The 18,556-nt window shown below is 37.7% G+C and carries 17 protein-coding genes; 11 read left to right on the forward strand and 6 right to left on the reverse strand.

What is annotated here, in order from left to right; genetic code table 11:
* Positions 1 to 257: 257 nt before the first annotated feature.
* Together BC008_RS18450 and BC008_RS18455 are read right to left on the reverse strand one after the other, a co-directional pair.
* Entirely contained in the window at positions 258 to 785 is a 528-nt protein-coding gene (locus BC008_RS18450) for an MAPEG family protein (RefSeq protein ID WP_036265245.1), read from the reverse strand.
* 156 nt (positions 786 to 941) lie between these two features.
* Positions 942 to 1,805 carry a helix-turn-helix transcriptional regulator gene (locus BC008_RS18455; protein ID WP_027842945.1) on the reverse strand — a complete coding sequence of 288 codons (864 nt, stop codon included), beginning with the start codon at positions 1,803 to 1,805 and terminating at the stop codon, positions 942 to 944.
* A 334-nt stretch (positions 1,806 to 2,139) separates the two neighbouring features.
* Between BC008_RS18455 and BC008_RS18460 the strand changes: the two genes are divergently transcribed.
* On the forward strand, positions 2,140 to 3,504 hold the full coding sequence (locus BC008_RS18460; protein WP_058183724.1) for a hypothetical protein: 1,365 nt from the start codon (positions 2,140 to 2,142) through the stop codon (positions 3,502 to 3,504).
* Positions 3,505 to 3,592: 88 nt separating this feature from the next.
* Here the strand turns inward: BC008_RS18460 and BC008_RS18465 are convergent, their stop codons facing one another.
* The 3 genes from BC008_RS18465 to BC008_RS18475 form a co-directional block, all read right to left on the reverse strand.
* Positions 3,593 to 4,177, reverse strand: a complete 585-nt coding sequence (locus BC008_RS18465) for an endonuclease dU (protein WP_027846267.1) — start codon at positions 4,175 to 4,177, stop codon at positions 3,593 to 3,595.
* Between the two features lie 25 nt (positions 4,178 to 4,202).
* The gene (locus BC008_RS18470) at positions 4,203 to 4,619 is read right to left on the reverse strand and encodes a secondary thiamine-phosphate synthase enzyme YjbQ (RefSeq protein WP_027846266.1); all 417 of its coding nucleotides are present in this window, start codon (positions 4,617 to 4,619) and stop codon (positions 4,203 to 4,205) included.
* Between the two features lie 133 nt (positions 4,620 to 4,752).
* A complete protein-coding gene (locus BC008_RS18475; protein WP_027846265.1) occupies positions 4,753 to 6,240 on the reverse strand; it encodes an RNA-guided endonuclease InsQ/TnpB family protein in 1,488 nt (495 codons plus the stop codon).
* A 67-nt stretch (positions 6,241 to 6,307) separates the two neighbouring features.
* On the opposite strand from BC008_RS18475, the gene tnpA reads away from it, so the two are divergent.
* The 5 genes from tnpA to cysW all read left to right on the forward strand — a co-directional run bounded on the left by tnpA (position 6,308) and on the right by cysW (position 11,142).
* Positions 6,308 to 6,709: an IS200/IS605 family transposase gene (gene tnpA, locus BC008_RS18480; RefSeq protein WP_027846264.1), complete on the forward strand. Its 402-nt coding sequence runs from the start codon at positions 6,308 to 6,310 to the stop codon at positions 6,707 to 6,709.
* Positions 6,710 to 7,009: 300 nt separating this feature from the next.
* Entirely contained in the window at positions 7,010 to 7,684 is a 675-nt protein-coding gene (locus tag BC008_RS18485; protein WP_027846263.1) for a PDZ domain-containing protein, read from the forward strand.
* Between the two features lie 493 nt (positions 7,685 to 8,177).
* Positions 8,178 to 9,236, forward strand: a complete 1,059-nt coding sequence (locus tag BC008_RS18490; RefSeq protein ID WP_036268257.1) for a sulfate ABC transporter substrate-binding protein — start codon at positions 8,178 to 8,180, stop codon at positions 9,234 to 9,236.
* A 146-nt stretch (positions 9,237 to 9,382) separates the two neighbouring features.
* Positions 9,383 to 10,222: a sulfate ABC transporter permease subunit CysT gene (gene cysT / locus BC008_RS18495; RefSeq protein WP_027846169.1), complete on the forward strand. Its 840-nt coding sequence runs from the start codon at positions 9,383 to 9,385 to the stop codon at positions 10,220 to 10,222.
* A 92-nt stretch (positions 10,223 to 10,314) separates the two neighbouring features.
* A complete protein-coding gene (gene cysW / locus BC008_RS18500) occupies positions 10,315 to 11,142 on the forward strand; it encodes a sulfate ABC transporter permease subunit CysW (RefSeq protein WP_058183723.1) in 828 nt (275 codons plus the stop codon).
* Positions 11,143 to 11,824: 682 nt separating this feature from the next.
* On the opposite strand, the gene BC008_RS18505 is transcribed toward cysW, so the two are convergent.
* Entirely contained in the window at positions 11,825 to 12,502 is a 678-nt protein-coding gene (locus BC008_RS18505) for a response regulator transcription factor (protein ID WP_027846171.1), read from the reverse strand.
* Positions 12,503 to 13,557: 1,055 nt separating this feature from the next.
* Here BC008_RS18505 and groES point away from each other — a divergent pair.
* From groES to BC008_RS18535, 5 genes are all read left to right on the forward strand, one after another.
* Positions 13,558 to 13,869: a co-chaperone GroES gene (gene groES / locus BC008_RS18515; protein WP_027846172.1), complete on the forward strand. Its 312-nt coding sequence runs from the start codon at positions 13,558 to 13,560 to the stop codon at positions 13,867 to 13,869.
* A 137-nt stretch (positions 13,870 to 14,006) separates the two neighbouring features.
* Complete coding sequence (gene groL, locus BC008_RS18520) at positions 14,007 to 15,641, forward strand: chaperonin GroEL (RefSeq protein WP_027846173.1); 1,635 nt, start codon at positions 14,007 to 14,009, stop codon at positions 15,639 to 15,641.
* Positions 15,642 to 16,130: 489 nt separating this feature from the next.
* The gene (locus BC008_RS18525) at positions 16,131 to 17,015 is read left to right on the forward strand and encodes a class I SAM-dependent methyltransferase (RefSeq protein WP_027846156.1); all 885 of its coding nucleotides are present in this window, start codon (positions 16,131 to 16,133) and stop codon (positions 17,013 to 17,015) included.
* A 40-nt stretch (positions 17,016 to 17,055) separates the two neighbouring features.
* The gene (locus BC008_RS18530; RefSeq protein WP_036268106.1) at positions 17,056 to 17,835 is read left to right on the forward strand and encodes a class I SAM-dependent methyltransferase; all 780 of its coding nucleotides are present in this window, start codon (positions 17,056 to 17,058) and stop codon (positions 17,833 to 17,835) included.
* 319 nt (positions 17,836 to 18,154) lie between these two features.
* Positions 18,155 to 18,541, forward strand: a complete 387-nt coding sequence (locus tag BC008_RS18535) for a cyclic nucleotide-binding domain-containing protein (RefSeq protein WP_027846154.1) — start codon at positions 18,155 to 18,157, stop codon at positions 18,539 to 18,541.
* Positions 18,542 to 18,556: the final 15 nt, after the last annotated feature.

The raw sequence follows: 18,556 nt of genomic DNA on the forward strand, positions 1-18,556 counted from the left end.
ATTCACTCTGTATCGCTAATAATAGTATTTATATCGGTATCAGTAAATATTCATAACCATTAATTTTTCAGAAAATAATTTTATATATAAGAGTATTTACGAGAAATACTCACATATATAAAATGTGAACTGATACTTTTATTTGACACTTAAGTGAAAAACGATGATTTTACTCACGTACTATATTGTGTGTAGAAAAGCAGCTTAGATTGCAATAGAATCAAACAAAAATATACCCCAAGTGTAAAGAGTAGCGGTTAAAGCATAAAAACTACTCCGTAATATACACAGGCACTTGCACCAATCAAATATACAAGCCAGGTAATAAAGAAACCAAATGCTCGTGCAAGGGAGGGACCATATGTAGTAATTAAACCCCATGCATGACTAATTCTGGCCAAGGTCAAAGCAGTTCCGAGGAACCACACTAACCAAGTTGGTGAATTCATCAACTCTAAAGCGAGAATAAAAAGTAACCCCAGTGGTACATACTCACTAAAATTACCGTAAGCGCGAACTTTACGTTGTAAAACTCCATCATCTTCGGTTTTTGTGACTACTAGCTTTTGGGTTATTTTCTCGAAAAAAGCTGCCCAAGCATTAGGTTGTTCTAAATAATCTACTTGCAAATTTACGTCTTTTTTTGATTCTCCATGCCAAACTCTTATTTTTGTTCGTTCTAACGCCACAATATAAGAAAGTGCGAAAGCAATAAAACCATTGATTCCAATAAACAAAGTTGAGATGGGAATAATATTTTCGTTAATTTTAAGAATAAAAAACATGATGATAAGATGCTGGCAATCAAGAGAAATACCTGATTGCTAAAAGCTTATAAAAAATTTTTGCTCTATGTCTTATCTATTACTCCAAATAATGTTCTAATATTCCGAATTCCAAGCTTTGAATCTAAAATATAAAATCTAAAATATAAATGTAATTTAATGAAAATTGTTTCTATATACTTTTGGTGTTGTTGCCGTATATTGACGAAATACTCTGGTAAAGTGACTCTGGTTTTGGAATCCAACTTGCTGACAAATTTCAATTATTTTTAAATTCAAATCCCGTCTTCGCAATAGTTTTTTTGCTTTTTCAATCCGACATCCCATCACGTATTGATGAACAGTAATTCCCGTTGATTCTTTAAATAAGCTGGCAAAATAGTTTGGAGTTATATGAATGAGTTTACTCAAACTAGTCAACGTCAAATTTTGGTCTAAATTCTCTTCTATATAATCAATTATTTTCCGTAATTGAGCTTTGGGTAAACCACCTGTGTAGCTTTTTATTTCTTGTGTTCGCGTTGAATATCGTGATAGCAAATGTACTGAGAGCGCATTAGTCATAGAATCAGCGTAAAATCGACTATCTGCACCTCCCAATTCCAGTTCTGTTTTGAGCGCCAAACCCATATGCTCAATTAGTGGATCGCGTAAATACCACTGCGGTACTAATTCAATGCGATCTATATCCAGTAACTCGCAGTTAATACGCTCAAAAGCTATGGGACTAAGAAATAATTCTAATAACTCTACTTTTCGATCTACTTGTGTTCTAGGGAAAGGTTGATTCGCTGGAATAATGGCAATATCACCTTTAGTGTAATCCACGTGATGCCAAGTTCCCCCGAGCATATAACTAGCACGAAAATCACCCAATGCGATCGCAATAAAATGCTGACCTAAATAAGTTTGGGGAATTTCATCAGCAGGTTCTATTTCATGAATGAGCTGTAAGCCACTCCATCCAGCATTAAAGCTTTCCAGAAGATGTAAATGAACTGGATGTTCCTTGTCAGACACAGTTTGCGAGTTTGGGCAAAAGGCTAAAATTTATATTCTAAAATTCATATTCAAAAGCTATTCTACTCCTCCCTTCTGAATCATGGGATATTTTATCAATTCTATTATTCAGATCCTATTATTTACACAATTTTGTCATCAACTTGTTACTTTTTGCTGATTAAATTTTAATGCGCTTGATATTGTGAGCCTACAAAAAATTCCAAGATAAACGTAAAAAGTTGAGCTTTTATATCTCAAAGCAAAAAATAAATATACCTCGCTTTTTGTAAAGGGGAAAAATATACCCTGACTAGCTTCTTTGTTAAATCTGGATGATGAGGAGAAAAAGAAGATGTTTAGAATAAAGAAGACAACTGGGCTAAAAAAGTTAGCATTGACAACTTTAAGTTTGTTAGGAACAAGTTTATTTACCCTCGATATAGATATTTCTCCTGTTTTGGCGAGGGACCCAGTAGATACAGTTTGCAAAAATAGATTAAATGTTAATAATTCCAGCAATCTAAAAGTACCCTATTGCGCAAACAAGCGTTTAGGTGAGACAGATGCAATGGTTAAGCGTGCGGTCATTGTAGTTCACGGTACTAACAGAAATGCTGATGACTATTTCGACCGGATGCGTAATGCTGCAATCAAAGCTGGGAAATTAGAGGAAACTATTATCATTTCTCCACAATTTCTTCTTCAGGAAGATAAAGATGAATTTAATTTTGGGGAAGATTTTTTACATTGGACAAACGGAGGCTGGAAGCGTGGTGATAAATCGCGGAGTTCAAATGAAAGAACTAGTTCTTTCGTAGTAGCCAATTATATTATGTCGCGGTTAGCAGATAAAAATGTTTATCCCAACCTGAAAAGCATTACGCTAGCTGGACATTCTGCAGGTGGACAATATGTTCATCGTGTTGCTTTTGGTAGCAAAGAAACAGGTATTCCAACTCGTTACATTGTTGCAAATCCTTCTTCCTATCTCTACCTTGATAAAAAGCGTCGAGTAAAAGGTAGCCTAGACCAGTTCCAGATTCCAAGCGATCGAGAAATATCTAATTGTCGGGATTATAACGAGTACAAATATGGTTTTGAAGACATAAACAGCTATTTAGAAGCAGTTGGCGAAGATAAAGCCAAGAAGCAATATGCTCAAAGAGAAGTAGTTTACTTGCTTGGTGAAGAGGATAACAATCCAAATAGTTCATCACTCGACAAAAAATGTCCTGCAATGCTCCAGGGAAAACATCGTTTCGAGCGAGGAACTACCTACTATAATTACCTTCAATATTTCTACGGCGCGGGTATTACAGAAAACCATTCAAAGGTAACTGTACCTGGAGTTGGACACAGCAGTACCGAAATGTTCAACTCTAGCGAGGGAGTTCAAACAATTTTTGCTGATACTGACACACCTTCTTCTCCAACTCCAGACCCGACACCAACTCCAGACCCAACACCAACTCCGGAACCAAATCCAACCCAACCCAAAAAAGAAACAGAAGACGAAAAACCAGAAGATGATGAGAAACAAGGAGATGACGATAAAAAAGAAGGTGATGAGAAACAAGGAGATGACGATAAAAAAGAAGATGATGAGAAGCAAGGAGATGACGATAAAAAAGAAGATGATGAGAAGCAAGGAGATGACGATAAACAAGAAGATGATGATAAACAAGAAGATGATGATAAACAAGAAGATGAGGATTAACTTGGTTTTTTCATCACTTCAATAATCAATAAAACCGAAAAACGTACAAATGATGCGCCGAATTAATGCTTTGACATTATTTGGCGTATTATGCTGAACTACTACTTTCCCCTTTTATAAAAGCAGCAGAAATCAAATGTGCTAAACGTAAAGCTTCTGGAACTTTTCCACAGTCAGTTAATCTTTGCAATACTTCTGCAACTATCTGTGGGTTTTCACCGCAAACTTGAAATACAAAAGGTGGAGAACTATAAATCTCACCTGCAAGCTTTAACAGTTCGAGTCGTTTTTCAAGATTTGGTAAGCGACTCATAGCATCTTTAACAGCATCTAAATTGGGTTGACGACGCATCACAGCAACGCAAGGAAGTTTTAGTTGTGCGTTTAATTCCGGTAAATTCACCAAATTAAAGCCCCCAAACCCAATACCATCAATTAAAACAATATGTAATTGTGGTAAAAACTTGCTACCAATTAATAATTTACAAATAGTTTCTGTTGCATTCCAACCATCTTGTTCTAGTTCTCCCCACACCATCCCTTCAAAACGAGTTCCAGCACAAACGATTCCTGCCAAATTAACATTTTTTCCACTACCACGAACAAAAGGTGCATCATCAAAACCGATCGCTCGGATTGTGCGATTAAGTTTTAGCAGCGATTCAAGATTCAAAATTCACACCTCAAGATTTATAATCTCACTCACCATAAATTGTTATCATCACCTTACGTTGTCGGGGTTTAATGTCGCACTCCAGATGAAAAATTTGCTGCCAAGTACCCAGAACCAAATTACCATTTTGCAGTGGAACTGTTATTTCTGGACCCAGCCAAGTTGCTTGAAGGTGGGAATGTCCATTACCATCATGCCAAGTTCTTTCGTGTCCATAATCGCGACTCGGAGGAATAAGTTTGTTAAGAATTTGCGGTAAATCGTTTGTTAATCCCGGTTCAAATTCTATAGCGCCAATTACCCCGGTACTGCCGACGTTAAATATATTTACCATGCCGACTTTAATTCCGGAATTTCTCACGATCTGATTTACTTGATCGGTTAGATCGTGCATATCACCATGACCTTTAGTTGCAACTGCGATTTGCTCTTGGTGAATCATGTCAATTACTTTTGTTTATAAGAAATTCTCTTCTACTCTTCCACATAAATAAAGTTTGACTGGACAGTCAAGCTTTTAATTAAAGTTTTTGACACTCCCCCCACTAGAAGTAGGGGGATTCTTTCGGAGTAGGCTAAATATCCGAAATATCCTCAAACAGACTAAGCTGTTTAGCCGGGTTCCCAGGCACCCGCCGTCTGCCCTTGCGGGCGGCGCGTCTCCTAACCTCTGTTGTTTCAGAGATGGGCATTTTGAACAGACAAAGCTGTTCTGGTTCCCGAAAGTCCTCCGGTACCATTCGTATTTTTACTTTGCAAGCAACGGGGAAAGAATACTCGTCAATCCCTCGTTGCTTGATGTTCCTGGCTGCATTCAAGTCGGCATGAGCCAAATATCCACAATTACCACAAAGAAACTTTTCCTTATTGCGATTAGCTTTATCAACGTGTCCACATTCTGGACACTTTTGACTTGTATGACGTGGATTCACTCGCCTAAAAACCTTTCCCTGCTTTGCAGCTAGGTATTCGATTTTTTGAGTCAGACTGTACCAGCTAGCATCGCTGATACTACGATTTAAACCGCGTTTTCTTGACTGACCGTTGGTTAGAAATCTTCCTTTATTTGATACATCTTCTTTGGGCTTGCATCGTTTTTTCATCCCTGAGATGTTCAAATCTTCCACAACAACCGCATCTGCTTTTCTGGTTAGCTTGTTTGCTAACTGCCATTGGAAAGCTTCGCGTTTATTGGTGATTTTTTGGTGCAACCGACCGATTAATTTACCAGCTTTTTTACGGTTTTTAGAACCTTTCTTTTTACGAGCTAGTCGGCGTTGTCTTACTTTTAAGAGCTTACGAGTACGCTTATTGGTCGAATGTCTGGGATTATCGTATTGGGAGCCATCCGAGCAATGCACCAACTTAGTTATCCCCATATCTAAGCCGACGACAGTTTTTGCATCTTCAACCGCGATTGTAGGGAATGGAGGTACAGCCTTGTTTTCTATTTTTAAAGTCACATATAAACCGTCAGCCTTTAGTCTCACGGTCGCTGATTTAACCTTAAAACCTTCAGGAATAGGGCGAGAATTGAAATATTTTACCCAACCTAATTTAGGGAGATAAATTGCTTTGTCAGCTACTTTAATTCCAGAAGTAAAAGTAAACGATTTAAAATTGCTTTTATTTTTAAACTTTGGATACTTACTACGTCCAGCAAAGAAATTATTGTACGCAACTTGTAACCTTTTAACGTTTTGTTGCAATACAGTTGAGTCTATTTCCTTGTACCACGGGCGTGTTTTCTTTAAAATCGGAAGGTTCGTTATTTGTATCTCTTCAGCAGTTTTTAACTTAATCTCCCTAGTTTTCTTCTTAACCTTATAAATATCTCCAGTATCAGAAGTAGCTGAATTAGATGATACTGAACAGGTTAAAGGACAAGCAGTACCTTTATTCCTTAAATTACAATACTCCCCTTGTACGAATCTCTCTTGATAAGTCACCTCCCTGTCAGCAAGATTGTAATTGTAATTAGCTCTTAGCATATCAATCCAACTAAGAACCTTTAAGGTCTGCTTCTTATTTGGTTTTAACTTGTTTTGATATCCTAAAAGCATTTATTGCAACGTTTATTGTAGATGTGCTACTTATATCTACATAACTATAGCGTACAAATCCGTAAAAATGCAGCAATACAGAAGAAAAAATCATACTGTTTCAATGATTAATTTTCATCTTGTATGGATACCAAAACGGAGAAAACGAGTATTGATAGGGGATGTAGAAAAAAGATTGAGAGAAATTATTTGGGATACCTGCAAAGAAAAAGACTGGAAGATTATCGCATTGGAAATCATGCCAGATCACGTTCATTTATTCGTTAATGTTTTACCTGATATCGCAGCTCGTCAGGTTGCAGCACAAATCAAAGGTAGAAGTTCTAGGTACTTAAGAAAAGAATTTCCACATCTATTAAAACTACCTAGCTTATGGACCCACTCGTATTTTGTTTCAACCGCTGGTAGCGTCAGCAATGAAACTATTAGAAGATATATTGAGGAACAGCGGCATCATGACGTAACCTAAGATTGACTGCACGTAAACGTGCTAACTCGTTCTACATCTCCCGCCTAAAGGCTGGGAGTTTTGAACTTCGACAAGTTCTATAAAAATAATTTTTCAGTATTGTACCTGAAGAGGGATGAAAATTATTGACATTTACTTATAGGAATGTCTGGAGATATTGGGGTGGGAGCTCTTTAACAGATTTACGTATATGATTTTAAATTCAACTGTCCCAAAATTATTGGACTCTATTTTTTCTTATTTGTCTATTTTAAATTAGTAAACACTATTGAACGGTAGTTTGTGAGAGTCATAGATTTCATGAAACGTCTACTTATTTTCCCCGCAACCATCTTATTCGCAACCTTATTAGGAAGTTTCTTGTCTGTAACGTTTGCTCAGATCCCAAATACCCCACAGCAGACTTCTCCAACCCCTGATGAAACTCAAACTCCAACAGAATCGAAGCAAGAAGATTCTTCAACTTCTGATCGAACAGTAACACCCGTACAACCAAAACAAGAAGATTTTCCAACCAGCGATGAAATTGAAACTCCGGTAAAACCCGAACAAACAACCTCTCCTCAAGTAGAAACAGAAAAAACAACTTCTCCAACTAGCGACGAAATTAAAGATCCAGAAGCATCTCAATCAAATAAAGGTGCTTATGTGGGGATCCAGATGATTATTTTAACTCCCGAAATTGCTCAGGAATTTAATAATGACCCAAGTACTAACTTGAAGGTACCTGAAACAAAAGGAATACTTATCGTCAAAGTTTTTCCTAATTCACCAGCAGAAACTGCAGGTTTACGTCGGGGGGACATAATTACAGAAGTTTCTGGGAAACCAACTACTGACGCCAAAGAAGTGATTGAAATTGTTAACAGTAGCAATGTTGGTGAATCTTTACCCCTTACCGTAACTCGTGGGGATAAAAAAAATTCCATATCAGTTCGCTTAGGAGAAAAACCATCTGAGGAAGCTGAAGATTAGAGTCTGAAAACTAGAACCTAAAAATTAGACCTTGACAATTAAACTGTAATAAATATTAACGGTTTGTAGTAGAGGACTAGTAAAGGTTTAAGGAGCGGGAATCATAATTTCTACCGATTCCCCTTGAAAGCAATTGATTGCGAATCCAAGGTTATTAATTTGCAGCCCCAAACAATATAAAAGGCAAAGAGGAAGGAAGTACTTTCCCCCTTTGCCTAATTGCTCTACGTTAGCGTTATGTGACCACGAGGTCACAGTTATCTTTGCCTTGTTCAGAATTAATAGTCGCCAAGAAAAATAACATATGCAGTTATGGTGCTACGCACAAGTCATTAGCTTCAGTGTTCAGCAGGCCCTAATTGCTCGATGCTATATCTACAAACAATCACTTTCGTTGATTCTTAAATTGTTTTGATGTCCCCTTAAGGTATAAAATTAGTATGAATAATCCGGAATCCCGACCGATAAACCGGAGATTAATAGGAGAATACTCATGGGGTTGTGGCGCTCTATCGTCCATCTCATTTTTAGGGGGAGACTTAGTAGATTTATATTCCTGATATTTTTGGGGATCAATTTGAGCTTAGCTATTACTTCATGCTCTATGTCCAATGCTAAGAATTCCGACCCCGAACTAACTCTGGTTTCCTATGCAGTGACTAGACCTGCATACAAAAAAATTATCCCTCAATTTGTAGCGCAGTGGGAGCAACAACACAATCAAAAAATCCGCTTCTATGAAAGTTATGCTCCTTCTGGCGCACAAACCCGTGCAGTGATAGACGGTTTAGACGCAGATGTAGTTGAGTTAGCCCTAGCGTTAGATATGCAGAAAATAGAGAACGCAGGTTTAATTCAACAAGGTTGGGAAAATGAAGCCCCTAACAATGCGATCGTTACGAAATCTGTTGCGGTACTAGTTACCCGTGAAGGAAATCCAAAGCAAATTCAGACATGGGAAGATTTAACAACAGATAACCTGGATATTATTACGGCTAATCCCAAAACTTCCGGTGTTGCAAGGTGGAATTTCTTAGCATTATGGGGTGTCCAAAAACAGGTTGGAATGACAGATTCCCAAGCTTTAGAATTCACGAAAAAAGTTTATCAAAATGTACCAATAATGCCCAGGGATGCGCGGGAAGCAAGCGATGTATTTATCAATCAAAATCAAGGAGATATCTTAATTAATTATGAAAATGAAATCATATTAGCTGGATTAAGAGAGAAAAAACGTCCTTATATTGTCCCCGAGACTAATATTTCTATAGAAAATCCGGTTGCCGTTGTTGATAAAAATGTTGATAAACATGGTAACCGAGAAATAGCCGAAGCCTTTGTGAAATATCTCTTCACCCCTGCAGCTCAAAGAGAATTTGCCAAAATTGGATTTCGACCTGTAAACTCCAACGTTACTCAAGAGTTCGCAGATAGATATCCACCAGTCAAAAAATTATTTACGGTACAAGATTTAGGTGGTTGGGATAAAGTTCAAAGCCAATTCTTTGATAATGGAGCCGCTTTCGACAAAATTCAAGCAAGTATTAGGTGATATTTGAGTAATGAGTAATAAGTAATAAGTAATAAGTAATAAGTAATAAGTAATAAGTAATAAGTAATAAGCAAGAAGTAATCATTGACTGATAACTGTAGCCCGTAAGGGCGTGGCGTTAGCAATAAACTGATAACTGATAACTGATGAATCCTGCTATATCAAATAATCAAAATCAAAAAACTAAAATTCCTCAAATATCTTTGCCTTGGGGAATCACCATTGGCTATCTTACAATAATGCTTTTACTGCCAGTTGCAGCGTTACTTTTGCAGGCAAGTAGAGTAAAACCAGCAGAATTTTGGCAAATAGCAACAAGTCCGATTGCCATTTCTGCATACAACGTCACGTTTCTCACCGCATTATTTGCAGCGATCCTAAATGGAGTATTTGGAACTTTAGTTGCTTGGGTATTAGTTCGTTATGACTTCCCTTTTAAAAAAATAATTGATGCAGGGATTGATTTACCATTTGCTTTACCAACAGCAGTTGCAGGTCTGACTTTAGCAAATGTTTATAGCGAAAATGGTTGGATTGGTTCTTTACTGAAAAATGTGGGCGTCAAAGTTGCGTTTACGCGCTCCGGCGTACTCGTTGCAATGTTATTCATTTCTTTACCCTTTATTATTCGAGCATTACAACCAGTCTTACAAGAAATGGATACTGATATTGAAGAAGCTGCATGGAGTCTGGGAGCATCAAAATTTCAGACATTCTGGCGAGTAATCTTACCTCCATTATTTCCTGCATTGCTTACAGGTATAGCCCTAGGATTTTCTCGTGCTGTTGGTGAGTATGGCTCGATTGCAATTGTTTCATCAAATATTCCTTTCAAAGACTTAATTGCATCTGTCCTGATTTTTCAGAAATTGGAGCAGTATGATTACGCCGGTGCAACTGTCATTGGTACTGTTCTTTTAACAATTTCTCTATTTATTTTATTGCTAATTAACCTATTACAAGCATGGGGAAGAAGATATCAGTGAACAGTTGTCAGTTAGCAATTTATGATTAGCAGCACACTCTTGCAGACTACTGTTTTTATCTCTTATCCCCTATCACCAATCCCCTACAGCCAATGAAACAGTCAATAAACCAAAAATCAAACAGAACTAAATTAATTTTAATTTTTTCTGCTGTTATATATCTTTTATTGATTTTATTTATTCCGGCAATTAACGTTTTCTACCAAGCTTTTAAAGATGGATTCGGCGATTTTATTAGCTATATAACCACTGACGAATTTATCCATGCAATTCAATTAACCCTGTTGATTGCATTAATTGTGGTTCCGATCAATGCAATCTTTGGATTATGTGCTGCATGGGTAATTGCTCGACGCAAATTTCCTGGTCGCGCCCTGGTCATTAGTATTTTAGATGTTCCCTTTTCTGTGTCACCTGTAGTTGCAGGTTTAATGATGGTTTTACTCTACGGGCGCAACAGCTGGCTTGGCTCAGCTTTAGAATCAGTCAATTTTAAAGTCATCTTTGCTCTACCTGGGATGATTTTAGCAACAGCTTTCGTAACTATGCCTTTTGTTGCTCGTGAAGTAATTCCAGTTCTAGAAGAAATTGGTCCCGATCAAGAAGAAGCTGCTCGAACTTTGGGAGCTAGTCAGTGGCAAACTTTTTGGCGAGTTACTTTACCCAATATTCGTTGGGGTCTACTTTACGGATTAATCTTAACTAATGCCCGAGCAATGGGAGAATTTGGTGCCGTTTCAGTAGTATCGGGCAATATTATCCGTAAAACTCAAACTTTACCTTTATTTGTAGAACAAGCTTATAAACAATATGAAACTCAAACAGCATTTGCTGCTGCAGTTTTGCTAGCTTGTTTGGGATTTGTCAGTCTTGTTTTAAAAGAGATTATCGAACGCAAAACTCATAGCAAAACAAGTTAAAACTGACAAGCCTCCATCGAATTAATTTGACTTTTTATATAAATGCGAATTTTCTAATGACGAGTGTTGATTAACCTCCAAAGAGCAAAATTTATATATCATCGGGAACATTCCAATAAGAAAAATTTCTGAAACAAATTTCTATATTTTTGAGTCTTGTAGAGACTTACCGTGGTATGTCCCTACAGATTTTTGGTGATGTGCATATCTCTGAGAATTGAGAGGAGCTAAACTCTTAGAGATATTTGTTTAAAATCGATCGTTCCAGAACTTATTCATGCTGGAATGCCTTAAAGCTTGCAAACCCTTAGGAGCCAGGGGAAAGCGCCCCCTAACAACAAATTATATTTGCAATCAAGAAGGGAACTTTCCTTTAGTTGCCAAAACCTAGCTAGGACTGAAATTTGCCCTATTTGTGGTGAGGATTTAAGAGAATATCAAATCTTGGCAACTCAAACTTGAAAACTCAAACTTGAAAACCTAAATGGTAACCTTTCAAGAAGTTTTAAGTTTTAATAGTCTAACCATACAAGGCAAGATTTTAGTTGAGTGATTAGCTATTAAGTCTTACTTTCTATTTTGGCTAGCCCTAGAATCGCAAATTTCTATAATCCCAAACTTGAAATCAAAAACTTGAAATCAAAAATTTGAAACCAAAAATTTGAAACCAAAAATTTGTGGTCTATGCCATTTGGTTCTCAATTGCCCAGCGAGCTAACTCAGTACGGTTATGGAGGTTAGTTTTGCCTAACATGTTGGAAACATGGCTTTCAACAGTGCGTTGAGACACGTTTAGCTCTTCAGCAATCTCGCGATTAGCTAAACCTCTGGCTACAAACTGCACTACTTTCAGTTCCGTTGGAGTCAGTTGCACATCGAAAGGAACCTGAATTCTGGAACCGTTATCTCCGCCTTTAGCTTGGTGTTCTTTCCAACGGATAGTTTGCTTGAGTGAAGATTCTACTTGGGCTACTAATTCTTCTGGTTCGAATGGTTTGACCATGTAGACATCTGCACCCTTATTCAGACCTTTTACTCGGTCTGCACTTTGCCCCTTAGCTGAAAGGAACAAGACAGGGATCCAAGCAGTACGTTCGGTTTGCCGAACTTGTTCAACAAAGGTATAACCATCCATTTCCGGCATCATTACATCGCAAATAATCATGTCTGGAATATCTTGCTCCAAGATATCCAGAGCTTCTCGACCATTTTCGGCTGTAATGACTTCATAGCCCCGGAACTCTAAATAATCCTTCACCAGCAAGATGAGGTTAGGGTCATCATCAATCAATAGAAGTCTTTTGTGATCTTTCATGCTGGGTTCTTTCATAGCAGTGGCACTTGTCGCGCTTCGGTCCATCAAGGTCTTGTGTAGTTATCGTCTATGGTGGATTATTGAGATGTTGTTGTTTTTTCTTACATGACTTACCCTTGCTTACACTAAATCTCATTGAGTGTCAGCCACTCTTAATGAAACTAGTGTGCGATGGCTTAAGTCTCGTAAGGATACGTAGAGCAGTAGTATCTATAATGCGCTATTATATATCGCTTTGAAAGTGGCAGGCTAAAAAACACCGAATAAATAATAATCTTTCAGATTTATATCTAAATGTTCGCCCTATACGCTCTCAAATCTAAACATATGTCGCTTTTCTAATTTCTACCGCTTCTCATACCCTATAAATGTTAAGCTTCCATAAGTTGCTCTTTTCCTTTATAAGATTTTTTGCGGTTGAGATGAGCTTACAGCCGATTCTTTTTACCCTTAATTACCTATATTAATAGTTATTGGATTTTGGGTTCTATTACTTTTGGATTAGCTTTGCACTTAAATCATTTTTTATAAACCTTCAAAGTAAGTTATTTTGGCTCGATCCCCATAAATAAACTTGTAACCACTCGGATTTAGATATTCCCATGCAGTAAGAACGAGTATATCGATGTTGACCATACCTTAATTTATCGACCTGTTTTTTTAAGTTTCCCCAAAATTCAAGGCCAATTCGTTTTAAACAAATTTTTCGATTTGCCTGCTCAGTACAGATAAAAATTTGAGACTGACTTTTTGTGAGCCGCAAACTTTTTGCACAAATATTCAGGATTTTATATTCCTTTGGTTGGATTGTTTTCGGTATTCGAACATTTAAGTTAATCACTTTATTATTACCCGTAAAGGCAGATCTCTGTTTACTGTTCTATAACAATTTTTTCGCTTTGCAAATATTGCCTAGATAAAACTATCCCAAAGACACCAAAAAAAACAAAAATAATATTTTTATTAAGTATTTTTACTTACAATAACTAACACTTTTCAAGTTCGGGAACCCGTACTAGGTTAATTGTTGCCATCACAGGCTTTCCTTCGGTAAATTAGCACTCAGGAGTTGAGAGTGCTAACAAGGCGAGTAAATTTGTATGGCAGCAGTATCTCTAAGTGTTTCTACAGTTAAACCATTAGGCGATCGCGTATTTGTAAAAGTGAGCGCCTCGGAAGAAAAAACAGCTGGTGGCTTATATTTGCCTGATACAGCAAAAGAAAAGCCCCAAGTTGGTGAAGTAATTTCTGTTGGTGACGGTAAGCTTAAAGATGATGGTAGCCGCATGGCTATGGATGTAAAAGTTGGAGATAAGGTTCTTTACTCCAAATATGCTGGTACCGACATTAAGTTGGGTACAGATGAATATGTATTACTTTCAGAGAAAGATATTCTGGCGGTAGTTTCGTAGTTTGCTAAATTCATGGATTAAGAGTCAAGGGCGGTGATCGCTCGAAAGGCGATAGCTCAAAAGCTCTTAATTCAAACCTCATCAATTATTTTGACAGTTAATTAAAAACCCAAAGCTTACTAACTTCTTCCACTACTATGGCTAAGCGAATTATTTACAACGAGAACGCGCGCCGTGCCTTGGAAAAAGGTATGGATATTTTAACTGAGGCTGTAGCGGTTACCCTTGGTCCCAAAGGTCGCAACGTAGTTTTAGAGAAAAAATTTGGTGCACCACAAATTATTAATGATGGTGTAACTATCGCTAAAGAAATTGAATTAGAAGACCACGTAGAAAATACCGGCGTTTCTTTAATCCGTCAGGCTGCTTCCAAAACTAATGATGCTGCAGGTGATGGAACCACCACAGCTACAGTTTTGGCTCATGCGATGGTTAAAGAAGGTATGCGCAACGTTGCAGCTGGTGCAAACGCGATTCAGCTTAAGCGTGGAATTGATAAAGCAGCAGCTTTCTTAGTTGATAAAATCAAAGAAAATGCTCGCTCAGTAGAAGATTCTAAAGCTATTGCTCAAGTTGGAGCGATCTCTGCTGGTAACGACGAAGAAGTCGGTCAGATGATCTCTCAAGCAATGGATAAAGTTGGTAAGGAAGGTGTGATTTCCTTGGAAGAAGGGAAGTCCATGTCTACCGAACTAGAAATTACTGAAGGGATGCGCTTTGACAAAGGCTACATCTCTCCTTACTTCGCTACCGACACTGAGCGAATGGAAGCAGTTTTTGACGAACCTCAAATTTTGCTTACCGACAAGAAAATTGCTCTAGTACAAGATTTGGTTCCAGTTCTGGAACAGGTTGCTCGTGCTGGTAAGCCTTTAGTAATTATTGCTGAAGATATTGAAAAAGAAGCTTTAGCAACTTTGGTTGTTAACCGTCTACGTGGCGTACTCAACGTAGCAGCGATTAAAGCTCCTGGTTTTGGTGACAGACGCAAAGCGATGTTGGAAGACATTGCGATTTTAACCGGCGGTCAAGTAATTACAGAAGATGCTGGTTTGAAATTAGAAAACACCAAGATTGATATGCTTGGTAAAGCTCGCCGCATCACCATTACCAAAGACAACACCACAGTTGTTGCAGAAGGTAACGAACAAGGAGTTAAAGCTCGTTGCGAACAAATTCGTCGTCAAATGGAAGAAACTGAATCTTCCTATGATAAAGAAAAGCTTCAAGAACGTTTGGCAAAACTTTCTGGTGGTGTAGCTGTAGTTAAAGTTGGTGCAGCTACCGAAACCGAAATGAAAGATAAGAAGCTGCGTCTAGAAGATGCGATCAACGCGACCAAAGCTGCTGTAGAGGAAGGTATCGTTCCTGGTGGTGGTACAACTTTGGCTCACCTAGCTCCCCAATTGGAAGAATGGGCTAATAGCAAGCTCACAGGTGAAGAACTAATTGGTGCGTTGATTGTAGCTCGTGCTTTAGCAGCTCCTTTAATGCGAATTGCTGAAAATGCAGGTCAAAACGGTGCAGTAATTTCCGAACGCTTAAAAGAGAAGCCTTTTGCTACCGGCTACAATGCTGCAAATGGTGAATTTGTTGATATGTTCAACGCTGGTATTGTCGATCCTGCAAAAGTGACCCGCTCTGCTTTGCAAAATGCTTCATCTATTGCTGGTATGGTCTTAACAACCGAATGTATCGTTGTTGATAAGCCCGAACCAAAAGAAGCTGGTGCTGGTGCTGGTGCTGGAATGGGTGGTGACTTCGACTACTAATATTCCTTCACCCCATTATTTCTAAACAAAAAAGCAAACAAAAAAGCTGTCTCTTGGAAGGAGGCGGCTTTTTTGTGTTGGGGATTAGGGATTGGCGATTTGTAATACCAATTTGGAAAAATAATGAGACAGATAGATTTTGTAGAGACGTTGCATGCAACGTCTCTACCGGAGAATCTGTTGCAATGATTTATTGAATTGGTATAACTATAACCGTTAACTGTTAACTGTTAACTGACAACTGATAATATCTTTCTTTAGATGGTTGGTTTGTTGATATGTATTTGGAGAACATACTAAGCGTGCTTCTACCAAATAAAATTTATTGACATTAAATGTCTCAACTTACTGATACCCAAGCCCAAGCTGACTTGCCCTATCTACAGGTTCCCTAACATCAGAACCGATCTGGTACGCGATCGCTAGGTACTAACAAAAGCTGACAAATTATAGCTTTCGGTTCCAGCTAAACTTATTATTTAGTGCTATATGACTCATAGTGAAGCTCTTTATAACCTCAACCCGCTAAATCGTTTCACTGATAAAGTTGAAAACTATGCCAAATATCGTCCTACTTATCCAGAGGAATTAATTGATAAGATTCTTGAAGGCTTAGCATCACCACCTCAAATCGTCGTAGCAGATATTGGTGCAGGTACAGGAATTGCTGCGCGTCAGTTAGCTGAACGTGGTGTGAGGGTAATTGCAATAGAACCGAATGCAGCGATGAGGAATGCAGGTAAAAATGCAATATCTCTAAATATAGAATCTAAAAGTACAGAATCTGAAAGTACGAAATTAAAAAGTACAGGATCTACACATATAGATCGGACATGCCGTGTATCTGCAAAATCAACATCATATTTTAATGTTGAATGGAAAGACGGAACAGCAGAAACAACAAATTTACCTGATACATCTGTCGATCTCATAACTTCTTTTCAAGCTTTTCATTGGTTTAAACCCAAACCAACTTTATTGGAGTTTAGCCGAGTTCTTAAATCATCTGGAAGATTAGCACTAGTTTTTAACGATTTAAATCGGGACGACAACTTTACGAAAGAATATCACAAACTAATTTTGACTACAGCAAATAACCGTCTTGCCACAGATTTTAATGCTAAAGTTCAACCACTGCGAGAAAATCCAAAGTGGTATTACCTTCAAGATCATATATTTGCATATCAACAAGAATTAGATTTAGCGAAATTAATCGGTTTAGCAAAAAGCGTATCATTTATCTCTTCAGAAGAAACAATACAAAAACAATTAGTTGCTGATTTAGAAGATTTGTATCGAAGTTTTGCAAACGAAGATGGCTTTGTAAATTTGCAATATTGTGCCAGCCTACATATCGCTGAGTTGATTCCTTAAATTTAAATTAACCTATTTGTAGATGTTTTGAATAAAAACCATGGATAAAACACCTTTACATGCTCTCAACCCCTTGGGTCGATTTTCTGATCGAGTCGAAGACTACGTAAAATATCGTCCAAATTATCCTGAACCAGCAATCGATTTAATTCTCGAAGGTTTAACATCACCATCTCAGCTAGTTGCAGCAGATATTGGTGCAGGTACGGGTATTTCTACACGTCAGTTGGCTGAACGTGGGCTGAAGGTAATTGCAATAGAACCCAACACTGCGATGAGAAATGCAGCTACGGACGGGACACTAAAAAATAACATCGAATGGAAAGATGGAACGGCGGAAGAAACAAATTTACTTGATGCATCTGTAGATTTAGTAACTTGTTTTCAGGCTTTTCATTGGTTCAATCTAGAACCAACCCTAATGGAGTTCAGACGGATTCTCAAAGATTCAGGAAGGTTAGCAGTAGTATGGAATAACCGCAACCGCAACGATAGATTTACAGCAGAATATAGCAAAATTATCCGGAAATCCTCGAAAAATCATCCTGCAGAGTCCCGAATGAAGAAATTGGAACCACTCCCAGCAACTCCCTATTTTGTCAATTTCAAGGAATATACCTTTGCTCATAAACAAGATTTAGATTTGGATGGACTCATTGGACGAGCGATGAGTAGCTCTTATCTTCCTCGTGAAGGTAAAGAGCGTGAGGAACTTGTTTCTGATTTACAAGATTTATTTCAAAATTTTTCTCAACAACAAGATTATGTTAGTCTAGTTTACTCAACTAGCGTACATATCGCTGAAGTTGTTAAAAATTAACACTTCAATCCTTGACCATTAACTGATTGGATACTGTTATATCGCCTGAATTTAAAGCAAATTACTAAATAGGTTAAGTTGTATTCAACAACAGTTAATTTACTCAAAACCTTATGATATATTATACTATCAATACTTAAAGACTGAATAAGCAAATCCTACAAATCTAGTTGTTATCCTGTCTCTCTCGACCGAGTTGACTATTAATAAAATCTTGCAGGAAATAGATTATTTAGAAACTAGATTTTGTAGAAACTAGATTAGTTTACCCTTTCTTTAGAGTAGCTTAACCTTTTATTAACTAAAATTTATTTTACCAGTGTCAGAACCAGTCAAAACAGTTGAAATTTTTCAAAAATCATCTTCTCCCCTGACTTATGTCGCCGGTCAGACGATATTTGAGGAAGGAGAAACTGGGAGTGTGATGTACGGCATTATTCAAGGTGAGGTTGAACTTGTAGTTGATGGAAAAGTTGTAGAAACAATTACAGCAGGTGATGTTTTTGGGGAAGGAGCATTAGTTCAACCAGAACACGACCGAGCATCTACAGCGATCGCTAAAACTGATTGCATAATCGCATGTCTCGACCGAGAACGTTTTCTTTTTGCAATTGAAAATACTCCTATGTTTGCAATAGATGTACTGAGAAGTTATTCTAACCGCGCTCGACGGTTGAAACGTATGGTTGCTTTCTATCTCCAGTAGGTTTAAATTTATATA

The organism is Mastigocoleus testarum BC008 (genome assembly GCF_001456025.1).
GTDB lineage: Bacteria > Cyanobacteriota > Cyanobacteriia > Cyanobacteriales > Nostocaceae > Mastigocoleus > Mastigocoleus testarum.